The organism is Flavobacterium sp. HJ-32-4, assembly GCF_022532105.1.
Taxonomy (GTDB): Bacteria; Bacteroidota; Bacteroidia; order Flavobacteriales; family Flavobacteriaceae; genus Flavobacterium.
Window position 1 is genome coordinate 1,502,771 of the sequence record NZ_CP092832.1, and the last position, 15,118, is coordinate 1,517,888.

9 protein-coding genes are annotated in these 15,118 nt (G+C 52.9%); 4 read left to right on the forward strand and 5 right to left on the reverse strand.

What is annotated here, in order from left to right; translation table 11 throughout:
• Window positions 1-74 precede the first annotated feature (74 nt).
• Together MKO97_RS06040 and MKO97_RS06045 are read left to right on the forward strand one after the other, a co-directional pair.
• Window positions 75-1,526, forward strand: a complete 1,452-nt coding sequence (locus MKO97_RS06040) for an SUMF1/EgtB/PvdO family nonheme iron enzyme (protein WP_241105188.1) — start codon at window positions 75-77, stop codon at window positions 1,524-1,526.
• A gap of 67 nt (window positions 1,527-1,593) precedes the next feature.
• Window positions 1,594-6,780: a T9SS type A sorting domain-containing protein gene (locus MKO97_RS06045; protein WP_241105190.1), complete on the forward strand. Its 5,187-nt coding sequence runs from the start codon at window positions 1,594-1,596 to the stop codon at window positions 6,778-6,780.
• Between the two features lie 46 nt (window positions 6,781-6,826).
• Here MKO97_RS06045 and MKO97_RS06050 read toward each other — a convergent pair whose 3' ends face one another.
• The 5 genes from MKO97_RS06050 to MKO97_RS06065 all read right to left on the reverse strand — a co-directional run bounded on the left by MKO97_RS06050 (window position 6,827) and on the right by MKO97_RS06065 (window position 12,054).
• Window positions 6,827-8,578: an aromatic amino acid hydroxylase gene (locus tag MKO97_RS06050; RefSeq protein WP_241105191.1), complete on the reverse strand. Its 1,752-nt coding sequence runs from the start codon at window positions 8,576-8,578 to the stop codon at window positions 6,827-6,829.
• Between the two features lie 119 nt (window positions 8,579-8,697).
• A complete protein-coding gene (locus MKO97_RS06055) occupies window positions 8,698-9,228 on the reverse strand; it encodes a DUF4136 domain-containing protein (RefSeq protein ID WP_241105193.1) in 531 nt (176 codons plus the stop codon).
• Between the two features lie 139 nt (window positions 9,229-9,367).
• Complete coding sequence (locus tag MKO97_RS15125; RefSeq protein WP_371820435.1) at window positions 9,368-9,727, reverse strand: four helix bundle protein; 360 nt, start codon at window positions 9,725-9,727, stop codon at window positions 9,368-9,370.
• A 151-nt stretch (window positions 9,728-9,878) separates the two neighbouring features.
• A complete protein-coding gene (locus tag MKO97_RS06060; protein WP_241105194.1) occupies window positions 9,879-11,858 on the reverse strand; it encodes a urocanate hydratase in 1,980 nt (659 codons plus the stop codon).
• Complete coding sequence (locus MKO97_RS06065; protein WP_241105508.1) at window positions 11,851-12,054, reverse strand: DUF5522 domain-containing protein; 204 nt, start codon at window positions 12,052-12,054, stop codon at window positions 11,851-11,853. Before MKO97_RS06065 ends, MKO97_RS06060 begins: the two co-directional genes overlap by 8 nt.
• A 136-nt stretch (window positions 12,055-12,190) precedes the next feature.
• Here MKO97_RS06065 and MKO97_RS06070 point away from each other — a divergent pair, with 136 nt between their 5' ends.
• Both MKO97_RS06070 and MKO97_RS06075 read left to right on the forward strand, forming a co-directional pair.
• Complete coding sequence (locus MKO97_RS06070; protein WP_241105196.1) at window positions 12,191-12,904, forward strand: LytTR family DNA-binding domain-containing protein; 714 nt, start codon at window positions 12,191-12,193, stop codon at window positions 12,902-12,904.
• 165 nt (window positions 12,905-13,069) lie between these two features.
• Window positions 13,070-14,914, forward strand: a complete 1,845-nt coding sequence (locus MKO97_RS06075; protein ID WP_241105198.1) for a HAMP domain-containing sensor histidine kinase — start codon at window positions 13,070-13,072, stop codon at window positions 14,912-14,914.
• Window positions 14,915-15,118: the final 204 nt, after the last annotated feature.

Genomic DNA, 15,118 nt, shown 5'->3' on the forward strand with positions numbered 1-15,118 from the left:
AAATAGGGCATTCTACGTATTTTCCCACGTAGGCCACCGCGGTAGTTTTGTCTTATAACTTTAAAAGATATAAGATGAAAACCAACCAATTACTCTCTAGACTATGCCTGTGGTTCGTGTTGCTTGCCTCCGGTGCGGCTTCGGCCAATAATCTCGTAATCAGTAGCACACAGGTCACCGGTAACCAGATTACCTTCGATATCAGCTGGGACAACAGCTGGTATACCAACATCGCCCCGGCTAACTTCGACGCCGTTTGGGTATTCGTAAAGTACCAGGATTGTAACACCCGTCTTTGGGCCCACGCCGGCCTGAGCACCACCTCTTCCGACCACACCGCCGGTTCGCCGTTGACCGTCGATGCCGTTTCAGACGGGAAAGGCGTCTTTATCCATCGTTTAGCGCTCGGGGGTGGAAACATCGCAACGACCAGTGTAACACTCACCATGACCATTCCCGCCGGCACCTACAATTTTAAGGTATTCGGCATCGAAATGGTCAACGTGCCGCAGGGCGGATTTGAAGTGGGTGATGCTACGAGTGCGTCAAGCTATAACGCTGTCTCTATCACCGCTGCACATGAAAACAACGGTATCACGGCCGCTGCTTTGGGTGGAACATCTTCGAATGTACCGGCTGCCTATCCGGTGGGATACAATTCCTTTTACATCATGAAGTATGAGATCAGCCAGATCCAGTATGTCGAGTTCCTGAACGCGTTGACCTATGACCAACAGAAAACCCGTACGACCTATGACCCTATTTCTGCGGCGGGTACGACCGCGATGTACAGCAGCCGCGCCTTCCGCAACGGTATTATCGTCGCTACCCCGGGCAACAACAATATCCTGCCTGCGGTGTATGCCTGCGACTACACCACCGGCGTCGAGAACAATATCGATGACGCGCAGAACAATGCGATGAATTTCATGAGTTGGGCTGACCTTACGGCCTATCTCGACTGGGCGGCCCTTCGCCCGATGACCGAACTCGAATACGAAAAGGCCTGTCGGGGCACGATGGCGCGCCTCGCGGGCGAATATCCGTGGGGTTCTACGACCATCGCGTTGATCCACGCGCAATTAGGTGGCCTGGTCAACGATTTCCAGCCAAATGAAAACTACAATTCCCCTACGAATGGCGCTTGTATGTATGGCGTCGGAAACTCCGGTCTCGGACAATACGGCCCGCTGCGAACCGGCCTGTTAGCCACTAACAGCTCGGGCCGTGCCTCTTCGGGTGCTGGCTTCTACGGCGCGATGGAACTTGGCGGGAACGTATGGGAGCGGGTCGTCAATACCGGCGCTACTGGCGTAACCTTCACCGGTAATCTGGGCGACGGAGAGCTGGCAGTTAACGGTGAGGCCAACCAAACCTCCTGGCCGCCCATTACGGCTATAGGTGCCGGCTTCCGGGGCGGAAGTTACAACGATCCGGCTACCTCCGTCCGCACCTCTGACCGCGGATCAGCCACTTCAATCGGCGACCAGCGCTTTCAGTCGTATGGTGGAAGGGGAGTACGTTAATCGTTCCTTGATGGTATCCCGAAAGGGAAGCAAGAAACAAAAGTTTATATACTAAATCAATGGAAAGATGACGAAAATAACCCAATTTTATATAGCGGTTGTAGCGGCATTGCTCTTCCTCAGCGGGGAAGTCCGGGCGCAATACTACGGTGGCGACGGCAACATCCTCCCTGTGGACGGTATCAGTCCGTTGTCATGTCCGGCACCACCCCACTTCTTCGTCTATTTGGGCGGAAGCGGGAACCTGATTCCGGTCGAGACGCTGACTACAACCAGTTGCACGCAACTGCCCGCGCACTTCTTTGCCTACATGGGCGGAGAGGCAGATGGTGCCGCAACCGATGAACTATCCGCAACACTTTGTGGCATTCCAAGCCAGTTTTACGCCTATCTCGGAGGAACCGGCGGAGGCTTCAGTTTTGATATGATCGGAAGTTGTCCGGTGACACCGCCAGACGCTTCGTTCACGGCTTCCACAACGACACTTTGCGTCGGAAGTACCGTAACGTTTAGTGATACATCTACAAATGTGCCCTCCGTATGGAGCTGGACGTTTGAAGGCGGTACGCCTGCTACCTCCAACCAAAAGAACCCCATTGTGCAGTACACGACGGCGGGTACCTATGACGTGAAACTCGTCGCGACGAATTACAACGGCGCGGATACGGTCATCCTGACGGATTACATCACCGTCACAGCCATCCCACAAGTGCTGACGACCACCCCGGGTTCGCGTTGCGACGCCGGAACCGTGAGCCTTCAGGCAACGTCGAATCTCGGGACACTCCGATGGTATGATGCCGCTACAGGCGGAAACCTCGTAGGGACGGGTAGTCCGTTTGTAACACCTTCACTGTCGGTCAATACCACGTACTATGTGGAGGCCGCTTCCGGTAGCTGCACGTCGAGCCGTACCGCCGTCACCGCCACCGTCAATACCACGCCAAGTGTCGTCACAACGGCACCTGCCAGCCGGTGCGGAACGGGTTCGGTAACGCTGCAGGCCACAGCCAGCATCGGCACGTTGACCTGGTATAACGTACCTACGGGTGGTACCTCGCTCGGGTCCGGAACCTCATTCGTAACACCTTCTATTGGCGCCACCACCACCTTCTATGTAGCGGCCACCAGCAACGGATGTACGTCGGCTCGTGTGCCGGTAGTGGCGACTGTCAACAGTGCGCCATCGGTCACTTCGACCACGCCCGGTAGCCGCTGCGATAGCGGAACGGTGACGTTGGCGGCTACGGCCAGTAATGGCACCCTGAACTGGTATGGACAACCCACCGGCGGAAGCATCCTCGGATCGGGCACGACGTTCGTAACACCGGTGATCAGTACAACTACTACCTATTACGTCGAAGCAACTGACGGAACCTGCTCGTCACCGCGTTTGGCTGTTACGGCTACCGCCAGTGTGTCGCCCGCCGTTACCTCCACCACGCCCGCCGGGCGTTGTGATGCCGGAAGCGTGACCATCGGGGCTGTGGCCAGTGCGGGAACCCTGAACTGGTATACCGTTCCACTGGGCGGTACGGCGGTAGGTTCCGGCAGTACGTTCGTGACACCCAATATCAGCGCGACTACCACGTATTATGTCGAAGCGGCAAACGGAAGTTGTATTTCGTCCCGTATTCCGGTAGTTGCGACTGTCACCCTCACACCGTCGGTCACCTCGACTACCGCCGCTACACGCTGTGGTGCCGGTTCAGTGACCCTCGAAGCAGAGGCAAGCGCCGGAACGGTTCGTTGGTATAATGCCGCAATAGGCGGCACGCTGGTTGCCTCCGGATCCCCTTTCACGACCGGAGCACTTTCGACGTCTACCACGTATTACGTCGAAGCGGTAAACGGCAATTGTGTGTCGCCTCGCACCGCTGTTTCCGTAACCATCAATACGCAACCGTCTGTTACGTCTACGGCGGGTGGCACACGATGCGACGCGGGATCGGTCACATTACAGGCTACCGCTACCTCAGGCGTGTTACGTTGGTATAATGTGGCTACGGGTGGCGCCGTTCTCGGCACGGGGCCGTTCTTTCCAACACCGTCCATTTCGGCCACTACCACGTTTTACGTTGAAGCCTTCGACGGAGGCTGTCTGTCGCCGCGTACCGCTGTGGTCGCGACGGTCAATGAAACACCGACTATCGTGTCTACATCTCCTGCCACGCGATGCGGCTCCGGCACGTTGACACTGGGCGCTTCGGCAAGCAGTGGTACCCTTAGTTGGTATAACGTGGCTTCGGGAGGTGCTTCGATTGGAACGGGACCTGCGTTTACGACGCCGTCGCTCTCGTCTACCACAACCTATTACGTAGAAGCGACCAATGGAAGCTGCGTCTCTGCCCGCCAGGCAGTCGTGGCTACCATCACAACACTTCCAACTATTACATCAACTGCGGCGGCTGCGCGTTGTGACGCCGGAACGCTGACGTTACAGGCTACGGCCAGTTCGGGAACGCTTTCCTGGTATACCGTATCGTCGGGTGGTTCAGCCGTCGGAACTGGTACCTCCTTTATTACTCCGGTGATCAGTGCTACCACGACCTATTACGTAGAAGCAACGAACGGAAGTTGTACTTCTGCCCGTACGGCCGTTGTCGCTTCGATCAACGCCACGCCGAGTATCGTTTCCGTGACGCCGGCCAGCCGATGCGGAACCGGTTCTGTGACCTTATCGGCCGTGGCAAATGCCGGCACCCTCAGTTGGTATGCCGCCGCGTCGGGAGGATCCGTGTTGGGAACAGGGGCCACCTTTACCACGCCTTCCATAGCGACCACCACGACCTATTACGTTGAGGCGACCAACGGAAGTTGTATTTCTGTCCGTACGGCTGTCGTAGCCACCATCAATACCCAGCCGGATGTGGCGTCGGTTTCCGGTGCCAGCCGCTGTGATACGGGCAGTGTAACCCTTGCCGCTACGGCCACGTCGGGCATCCTTCATTGGTATGCACAGGCTTCGGGTGGCAGCGAGCTCGGAAGCGGCGTTTCCTTTATCACGCCTTCCCTCGCCACGAGCACCACGTTTTATGTGGAGGCGGTGAATGGAAGTTGTATATCCGCCCGTGTTCCGGTAACGGCTACGATAACCCAAACACCGATTATCACGTCGACGGTTCCGGCCAGTCGTTGTGATGCCGGAAGCGTGACACTTGGCGCAACGGCCAGCGGCGGCATGATTTCCTGGTATGATGCTGCAGTGGGTGGGATGGAACTGGCTAACGGACAAACCTATACCACCACTTCATTGACCGCCACCACGACCTATTGGGTGGAAGTTGCCAACGGAGACTGCGTTTCGATGCGCTTGCCGGTGACAGCCACCATCAATGAAACACCGACCGTCGTAACTACTGTTCCTGGGGGACGTTGTGACACGGGTAGTGTGACGCTTCAAGCCACGGCCAGCGGTGGTAGTTTGAATTGGTATAATGTAGCGACGGGTGGAACATCGATCGGTTCAGGTGCTGTCTTCCAGACGCCTTCCATTTCGGCTACTACCACGTTCTATGTGGAAGCGGTGAACGGAAGTTGTATATCGCCCCGTACAGCGGTTTTGGCAACGGTAACCGGTACACCGTCGGTAACGGCCACCACACCGGCGTCCCGTTGCGGCATTGGATCGGTTACGCTGGGCGCTACGGCCTCGTCAGGTACGATCACTTGGTACGATCAGGCGTTCGGAGGAGTAGCCCTCGCAACCGGAGCGACCTTTACCACGCCGTCTGTTTCGAATACGACCACTTTCTATGTGGAAGCGCATAACGGAACCTGCGTCTCAAATCGGGTGCCCGTGGTCGCTACCATCACGGCCGTACCGAATGTTGTCTCGTCAACCGGAGGTGTGCGTTGCGGAACGGGTACGGTCGTACTCTCAGCCGCAGCATCGGCCGGTACGCTTAACTGGTATAACGTGTCAAGCGGCGGCACCATCCTCGGTTCGGGAGGTACATTTACAACGCCTCCTATTGCCGCTACAACCACCTTCTATGTAGAGGCGGGTAATGGAAGTTGTACGTCGGCACGAACCGCTGTTTTGGCGACGGTCAATACCGAAGCGGCGATTACATCGGTTACACCGGGCAGTCGTTGTGGTGTAGGCACCGTCAACCTATCCGCAACGGGCGACGGCACTGTCAATTGGTTTGATCAACCGTCCGGGGGAACTGCTCTTGCAACCGGCTCGTTGTTCACAACACCAGAAATCGGTGCTTCGACGACGTACTATGTAGAAGTCACCAACGGAAGCTGTACCTCAGTTCGCGTTCCCGTTCTGGCGACGGTAACGGTGTCGCCGGAAGTAGTGGTGACCACGGCGGCGGAGCGTTGCGGGACCGGAACTATGGTTCTTGAAGCAGTGGCGTCTATCGGCAGCCTTAACTGGTACAACCAACCGATTGGCGGACTATTACTCGGCACGGGCACCAGTTTCACCACGCCGGCTATCGCAACTTCGACCACATTTTATGTGGAGGCGGTGAATGGAAACTGCGTCTCGGCCCGTATACCCGTCACAGCAACTGTCAACGCACTCGGTGTTGTGACGAACGTTACACCAGGAAGCCGTTGTGGTACCGGTTCGGTAACGTTGTCCGCCAGCGGCACCGGAACGCTCAACTGGTTTGCATCGGCAACAGGCGGCAGCGCACTGGGCACGGGCACCTCGTTCGAAACACCCTCGCTCTCAGCCACCGCGACGTATTATGTGGAAGCGACGAACGGAACCTGTGTGTCGACACGCGTTCCTGTTACGGCAGAGGTTACCATCATCCCAACACCTACAGGCAATGTTACCCAAACCTTCTGCGAGGGCGAAACGGTTGCCATGTTGGTAGTGGAAGGTAATGCCGTTGTATGGTACGATGCGCTGGAAGGAGGTTCGATCGTAGCAGGCGGAACACCGCTTGTAGCGGGTACGACCTACTATGCCGCCCAGTCAGAAGGCGCTTGTGAAAGCGATGTGCGACTTGCGGTAACCGTTGCCAACGGCACCTGTTTAGGTGTCGACCAGCCGGATGAAACCGTGATGAAACTCTATCCGAACCCCGTTGTAGATGTGATAACCATCGAGTCACCCCGCGACATCCGTGCGGTGGAACTTGTCACGATGCTCGGGCAGCGCGTGATGTATCTCCAAACGCAGGGGACACAGGTGAAAGTGGATATGTCATCCCTGGCGGCCGCGACCTACTTCTTGCAGGTCATGACAGACGAGGGTATGAAGACCTATAAAGTCATCAAACGATAACCCCATTCTGCCCTAATCGAAAATCCCGCTCAAAAGGCGGGATTTTTTATGCGTTTTCTTTTTCAAGGATGAGGTCGAGGCCGTTCGCAATCAGGTGGGCCACTTCAGGGCGTCTTGTTTTCAGCCGCTCAAGTTGGTCGAGTACGGTGTGCAACATCGGATCCCGGCGCTCGTGCAGCAGTTCGGCGATTTCAACCGACAGCAACCAGTCGTTAGGATAGTGTTCGGAGACGTCATGGAAGATCGTTTCCAATGAGGCGTCACTTCTTCCTTCCCGGATATCGCGCACCATTTGGTAGCGTTTCTCCAACGCAGCGCGCTCTTCTGTTTTTCGGGCCTTGATGGTTTGGGTGGACGGAACGTGCGTGATGAGGTCGAAACTGCGCACATCGGCGGGGCCTGAGAAGGCCGAAACGACTTTCTTTCCGACCGCCATATCGTATATACCCCACTCCGGACGGAATAAAACGGTGTCGCCGTGGGTAACCGTACAGTTTTTGAAGCTGATCAGGATGATTTCCCCCTGGAGGTTACGTGAACCGGTGATGATCTCGCCGGTAACGGTGATGTCGCCTTCAAATTCCAGCGTGACACTTTCGGCTTCGTAGATGTCATACGCACGAAGGTCGCGTGGACTCATATCCTCGATTGCGAGGTTGATGCCTTTTAGTTTTCCGATGGGACTTCCGAAGCCCTCGCGGTGGTACTCGGTGCCATGACCCACGAGTTCTTTTTCCCGATAGGAGAGGGCTGTTTTGCCCGTTGTCTGCACATACACAGGCTTTCCTTCGTGTTCGATGACATTCGAGAAGATGCCTGATACCTGCAAACCAGTACTGAGTTCAATGGTGCCTAACGCCGCTGAATCGATGAGTTTTCGGATACCCGACAACCCGCCTGTGCGGAGCGCCATCGTATTGGCAAACTCCTCCAGCACGAGGCTGAGATGCGCAAAGTCGGGGGTTACATATAGCTGGGGTTGTGGTTTTGTAATGTCGAAGGATTGGTCGGCAGCTTCGATGCTGTAGGGCAGTTTTTTCACGGCATCCGTCATACACCAGGCACTTTCGCCAATAGACGAGAGGAGTCCGGCGCCGTAAATCTTCGGATGGTCGACCGTTCCGATCAGGCCATATTCGACCGTCCACCAGTGGAGGTTGCGGATGCGGGCCATTTCGGAAAGCGCACCCAGGTTATTTTGTAGGTCTTCCACCGCTTTCTCCGCTGCGTCGATTTCGGCTTGTGGCGTATCTTCCGCTTCCTTCAAAATTGAGAGCAGTCGAATCGCCTCATACATGTCATAGTCCTTTTTAGAGGAAATGGCTTTCGAACCAATTTCCCCAAAACGGCGCAGGTATTCGGCGTATTCCGGATTGGCGATAATGGGTGCGTGCCCGGCGCCTTCGTGGATGATATCTGGTGCGGGTGTGTATTCGATGTGTTCTAATTGCCGGATGTCGGACGCGATGACGAGTACGTTATACGCCTGGAACTCCATGAAGGCATTCGGCGGAATGAATCCGTCGACGGCTACCGCTGCCCAGCCGATTTCTTTCAGGATCCGGTTCATGCCATACATGTTGGGGATGTTCTCGATTTCAAGCCCGGTTTTCCGGAGTCCGTCGAGATACGATTCATGTGCCACCTTCGACAGGTAGTCGACGTTTTTGCGCATCACAAACCGCCATACGGCCTGGTTGATGGGCGTGTATTCGTCGTATTCCTGTGGTTTGATGAACTGCTTGAGGTGTTCCGGAAGCCGTTCGATCAGCGGATTGGTTTCGAAGGAGGCAGACATGTGTCGAATTTTGCGGTTTTGTCAAAAATACGAAGAAATTCTGCGCGGATGAAGCCGTAGAGAAGCGGAAACGTGATAAAATAAAAAAACCGTGGGTGTACCACGGTTGTCGTCATTTGTTATTTTTTGGCTCCAGGCGGATACTGCTCGAGTATTTTTGCTACGAATTCCCGGATTTTCTCGTCTTTCTTTTCGGCATTTTTGGTCAGTTCACCCGTTCCCTCTCCCTGCCAGACGAGTTCCCGCTTTTTGGCATCAATGAGGTCGATGAAGAGCGTGCCTTCGGTGGAAGACGATACGGTTGTTTGATTGCCCCAAAACGGGCTCCATCCCCAACCCCATCCCCATCCCCATCCGGCGTTGAAGTTGTTGACGTTGATCTGTTCACGCGACTTCGTGAAAATATTGACCAAAACGTCTGGCTTGTCACTTTTTGTAAATCCTTTTGCGATCAGTCCTTCCTCAATTGCTTTCAGGATGCGTTTCTTATCGAGATCGGATATCTCGACCTTATCCACTCCCTGTTTGTAGAAGCCAAAGGTTTTGTATCCGGAATAATCGACCGATTTATCATAATCACTCGCCACCCGGACGGAGGTGCAGGAAACCAGCGCAAACGCGGCGATACATACAGCAGCTATCTTTTTCATATTCCTATCATTTAGGCCTTTGCGGCTGTATAAAGATACGGAAGAGGTGGGAGGGTTGCTTCTTAAAGTTTTGTAAAAGTGGTGGAGAGAGAGGAGAGAGGAGAGGGGAGAGTGGAGAGTGAAAAGATGTATATTTTAGCTATTTCGATACCATCAGCGTATTTTTCAGTGCGAGGATGCGTCTTTGGAGCGTTGTCATTGAATACCCTATGGTTTCACACGTCTGGTCATCTATGTAATTCAGGGCTGTGGCAAGCGCAAACTGAGCTTGCAATTCGTACAAGGATCCAAGGGAAATCGAAAGGAACCGGGAAAAATCAGGTTTGCTATGCCTGCCGTATCCCTCCGCAATGTTAGAAAGCACGGAAACCGAAGCCCGTCGCATCTGCGATACCAATCCGTACTTCTCGGACGCGGGGAACAAGTCGGTTATCCTATAAACAGACACTGACAGAGCCAGTGCTTCCTTCCAGACGAACAGATGGGAAATGGGTTTCATTTTTACAACAAAACTCCTTATTCCCGAGAGAAGTCAGTTACGGATTTTCTGCTTTTTTTTAGCAAAAAGGCAAAACGTTTTGCGGCAAATAAGCCGTAACCTTTTTACGTATGGTGATACACCTCTCTCACCTCTCTTCTCACCCCTCTCCTCAAAACAGCTCGTCCGCTACGCTATTCGGCAACGTCACCTTCAGCAACGGCTCGGCCTCCATGGCGCGTTTGATCGCAAAGACCGCACCTTCGTTACGGGCCCAGCTACGGCGTGAAATACCGTTGTTGACGTCCCAGAACAGCATGGATTTGAGTCGTCTTTCGGCGTCGGCGGTTCCGTCCAATAACATCCCGAAACCACCGTTGATGACTTCGCCCCAACCTACACCGCCTCCGTTGTGGATGCTGACCCACGTCGCACCCCGGAAGCTGTCGCCGATCACATTTTGGATGGCCATATCGGCCGTAAAACGGGAGCCGTCATAGATGTTCGACGTTTCACGGTAAGGCGAGTCGGTGCCCGAGACATCATGGTGGTCACGACCCAGTACCACGGGCCCGATGGCGCCAGAGGCAATGGCATCGTTAAAGGCTTGTGCGATGCGCATCCGTCCTTCCGCATCCGCATAGAGGATGCGTGCTTTCGACCCTACGACAAGGTCATTGGCCTTGGCTCCTTTGATCCAGCGGATGTTGTCTTCCATCTGCAAACGGATTTCATCGGGCGCCGTTTGTGCCATTTCCTCCAGGACCTGGCGGGCAATGGCATCCGTTTGGTCGAGATCTTCCTGTTTTCCGGAGGTACAAACCCATCGGAACGGTCCGAATCCGTAATCGAAACACATAGGTCCCATGATATCCTGCACATAGCTCGGATAGCGGAAATCGATGTGGTTTTCGGCCATAATATCGGCACCAGCCCTTGAGCATTCCAGCAGGAAGGCGTTTCCATAATCAAAGAAATAAGTGCCTTTTGCCGTGTGATGGTTCACGGCAGCCGCATGTCGTCGGAGGCTTTCCTGCACTTTCACACGAAATGCAGCCGGATCTTCCGCCATCATCCGGTTGGATTCCTCAAATGTGAGTCCGGCAGGGTAATAACCACCGGCCCACGGATTGTGGAGGGAGGTCTGGTCAGAACCCAGGTCTATATGTAATCCTTCCGCATCGAAGCGCTCCCAAATGTCCACCACGTTCCCGAGATACGCGAGCGAAACGGTTTCCTTTGCGGCCTGTGCGGCCCGAACGCGGGATACGAGTCCGTCAAGCTCTTCCCATACTTCATCAATCCATTTCTGGGAGTGGCGGATATGGGTAATTTTCGGATTGACTTCCGCGCAGACCGTGATACAGCCCGCGATATTGCCCGCTTTCGGCTGCGCACCGCTCATACCTCCGAGTCCGGAGGTTACGAACAAGGACCCCTCGGGTGATTTCCCGATTTTGCGGAAGCCATTCAATACGGTGATGGTGGTGCCGTGGACGATGCCTTGCGGACCGATATACATGTAGCTACCGGCCGTCATTTGTCCGTATTGCGTTACGCCCAGCGCATTGAAGCGTTCCCAATCGTCGGGTTTGGAATAGTTCGGGATCATCATACCGTTGGTCACGACGACCCGCGGCGCGTCTTTATGCGACGGAAAAAGGCCCATCGGATGCCCCGAATACATGACCAGCGTTTGCTCGTCTGTCATTTCGGAGAGGTAGCGCATGGTAAGCAGGTATTGCGCCCAGTTTTGGAACACGCCTCCATTGCCTCCATAGGTGATGAGTTCATGCGGGTGTTGGGCGACGGCATAGTCGAGGTTGTTTTGGATCATGAGCATGATGGCGCGCGCCTGCACGCTGTTTCCCGGATACTCATCAATGGGGCGGGCATACATGCGATAGTCGGGTCTGAGGCGGTACATGTAGATACGCCCATACGTTTCGAGTTCGGCCCTGAATTCCTGCAATAACGTCGCATGGTGCTTGGGGTCAAAATACCGCAAGGCATTCCGGAGTGCCAGTTTTTTTTCTTCCCCGCTTAGGATTTCCTTGCGTTTCGGGGCGTGGTTGATCGAGGGGTCATACGGTTTTGGTGCCGGAAGGGTAGCGGGAATACCCTGGCGTATCAGCTCCTTGAAATTATCCATTTTTCGGTGTATTGGAAGGTGTTTTCCGGTTGGTTCCGGTGTTTTTATCAAAGCCATATGGACAGTGGCGGCAGCCGCTTTTGCAGCAATAGCCGCGGGCCAGATGGTATTTTTCGGTGAAGCAACGATAGCCCTCAGGAGTGAGGTAGAAGTCTTCTCCTTCGATTAATGCAGGTTTTGGGCTGTTCTCGTTCATTTCTGGACTCAAAAATACGGTTTAATTGGATAATGCTCAATTTTCATGTGTGTCCGCTGAAAATATGCCTCAAATGAATCCTTGATGTAAATCTATGATGTGGAATTAGTATTTTTATCCCACTAACCAATCTGTAATGAAACCGCAACCGCACCTTTTGATCATCGATGACGATGACATGCACCTCGCCATGCTCGAAGAGAAGTTGGAAGCGCTGGGGTTCAAAAACATCATTAAAGCACAGGGTTATGATAATGCTGTTAAGGCATGGACGGATACCGACCCGGATATCGTTTTGATCGACTACTATCTCGACAAAGGGAAGACGGGATTGGATTTTGTGGAAGAGTACCTGCTGAATGCCAATGTACCCGTCATCATTCTGTCTACTTTTTATAATGATACGGTCTTCGACCAAATTATGAAAGTAAAGCCGATGGAGTTTCTTTCAAAAGGGTGTAGTGGGTTCGAGTTGCGTAAAGCAATTGATTTGGTGACAGCCAAATATGAAGCGGATGTACAGCAGAATGCCGTCAAGGATTTTTTCTTTATAAAAGTGGGGCGGCTGATTCGAAAAGTAGAAGTCGAAAAGATTGAGATTATTCAGGTCGACGGAAAGTATCTTAATGTTTGGTTCGACGGACGCCAATTCCCTTTTCGCTCAACCCTTCATCAGTTTGTCCGGAAACTACCCCCTCATTTTGCGCAGGTACATCAGTCGTATGTGGTGAACATGAAGTTTATTGATGCGATTGATCTGGAAGAGAATGTCATCTACCTGAAATCGACGAAAGCATATATCAGCCGTTCCTTCCGCAAATCGTTCCTTGATCGGTACTACCATTTATAAGCGTTACGATTCCTTTATCGCCATCCAAAAAGGAGGTAACAAAAGGCGATTAGCATAAATTTGTAAGGTAAATTGTAAATTTTAGGTTGCTGTAAAATGGGCAAGTACCTTTCAAAATCTCGTAACCATCGGTCTAAGCTGCTTATTTGTTGGGCAGTAACTATCATGTTCCCGATTTTTTTTGCCTGCTCTCCAAACGCAGGGGAAACGCATGAGGCGCGCCGTCTTTCTGCGTCCGACTTCCACCGCAACCATAGTTATGATGAGATGCTCAAGGCGCGGCAGCGTTACGGTTTGGGGCATCCGGTTGCCCTTCGTGTGATGATGTCACATTTACTGTACGAGTCCTCTCAAGAATCATATTCCACTCGTGACACCCTGAATTTGATTGACCGGCTTACCCGACGAAGCCACGATTCGATTTTTCGGTCGGTGTACCACATCCTTGAAGCGCGGTACCAAAATAAGTACAACCGCCACCTGTGCTACTTACATGCCACCAAGGCAAGGGATTTCTTCGAGGCCACCCAGGATACGTTTGGTATGGTCGACGCGTATAAAATTTTGGCGCACCGTTCCGGCACCACAACGGATGATGGGGGCATCAGTGCGTCCGATCTAAAGCGTTACGAGAAGCGGCTCACCGATTTGGTTCGGTCGTCTTCACACATCGAACACCGTCAATATTATTTGCAAAGCTTGTTGATAAGCGATCCCAGGCTGATTAAAAAACAGGACATTCGTTACTTTGAAGGCATCTACCGGCAATTGGAGGCGCTGCGGCCAGACTCAATCCTATTATGGACGGGCAGGCAGAATCTGATGATGGACTATTATTATAAAGGAATGCGTGTTCAGTCTGATTCGATGATGCGCGTGTGTGTCGCCACCGCACCAATGAGAAGGAGGAGCCGCGCCCTCCTTGATTCGAGTTATGCCAGTCAAATCACTACTCCGGACCAACAGATTGCCGTTTACCTGAAGGCATTGGCAGCGTACGAGCGAACTCGTATCCACGACAATCAGTTGTTGTTCGATATTTACGATTGTATGGCAGATGCATTCCGAAGAAAAAACGATTTCAGGAATGCGTTGGACTATACGGTTCTGAAAGACAGTGTAGAGGCTGCAGAGGCCTTGAGCCAAAAGGAGGTAGCGGTGCAAACCTTGGAATCTCGCTACAAAGTAAAACAGAAAGATGCGGAACTTCTTCAAAAGGAAAAAGAACGGCGCAAGTTTTATTACCTGTTTCTTATTGGGGCCCTTGTTGCGGTAATTACCACGGCACTAGGATACTACAATTACGTAACGCGCCGGAAATTGCAGGCGCTGAATCAGCAACAGGAAGACGTGAAACGCGTGATTTCACACGATTTGTTGTCTCCGTTAAGCGCACTGGAGATGTTAAATTCGCGAATGGAAAAGAGCCTTCCTGACGACGGTTCCATAAGCGAAGGGCTTAGGAGGCAACGGCTCTACCTTCATCATATACAGGGGCTTTGCCACAATTTGGTAGGCTGGCTATGGCATGACAGGTCTGACGCCCGCCAGGAAATGGCGCTTGAGGAAGTGGTCAAAGGAGTGCTCATAGAACTCGAAGCTTTCTTCGTCTCCTATGACACGAAAGTGGGCTATGAATTGTCTGGGCCAGCCTCGGAACTACAACTTTCAGATCCGAATGCATTCCGAACGATAGTGCGAAATCTGCTCACAAATTCAGTTCGGCATGGAAAAGCTCATGTCATAAAGATGTCGATAGACACCTCACCAAAATATCTGATATTCCAGATTTTGGACGACGGGACCGTTATTGACGCTGAACTGGCGAAGAGGTTAGCGGATTTCCTCAATGGGCAAGCCGACCAGCGAAATATTTCTGGTCTTGGCCTTTATTTGGCAGGCCGCTTTTTAAAACGCCTCCGAGGTCATTATGAAGTGGTGCCCGCCAGGGAATACGGCTTTAGTAATAGCCACAATTTACGATTTCCTCTCAACCGCTCCAAAATATAAGTAGGTAGCGGAAGGAAGCCGGTCTGCACTTTGGGGTCAGCCTCGGTCTCGACTTTTACCCATAAACCGAAAGGTCGTTTTGTCTTTTTGCCATACTATTCACGCGAATAATGTCGTAAATGGTATTAAAATTGACTTATTCGGTAATAATATCGGTATAAGCGGTTTACTACAGTCAATACGTAGTAGAAAATACCGAACATA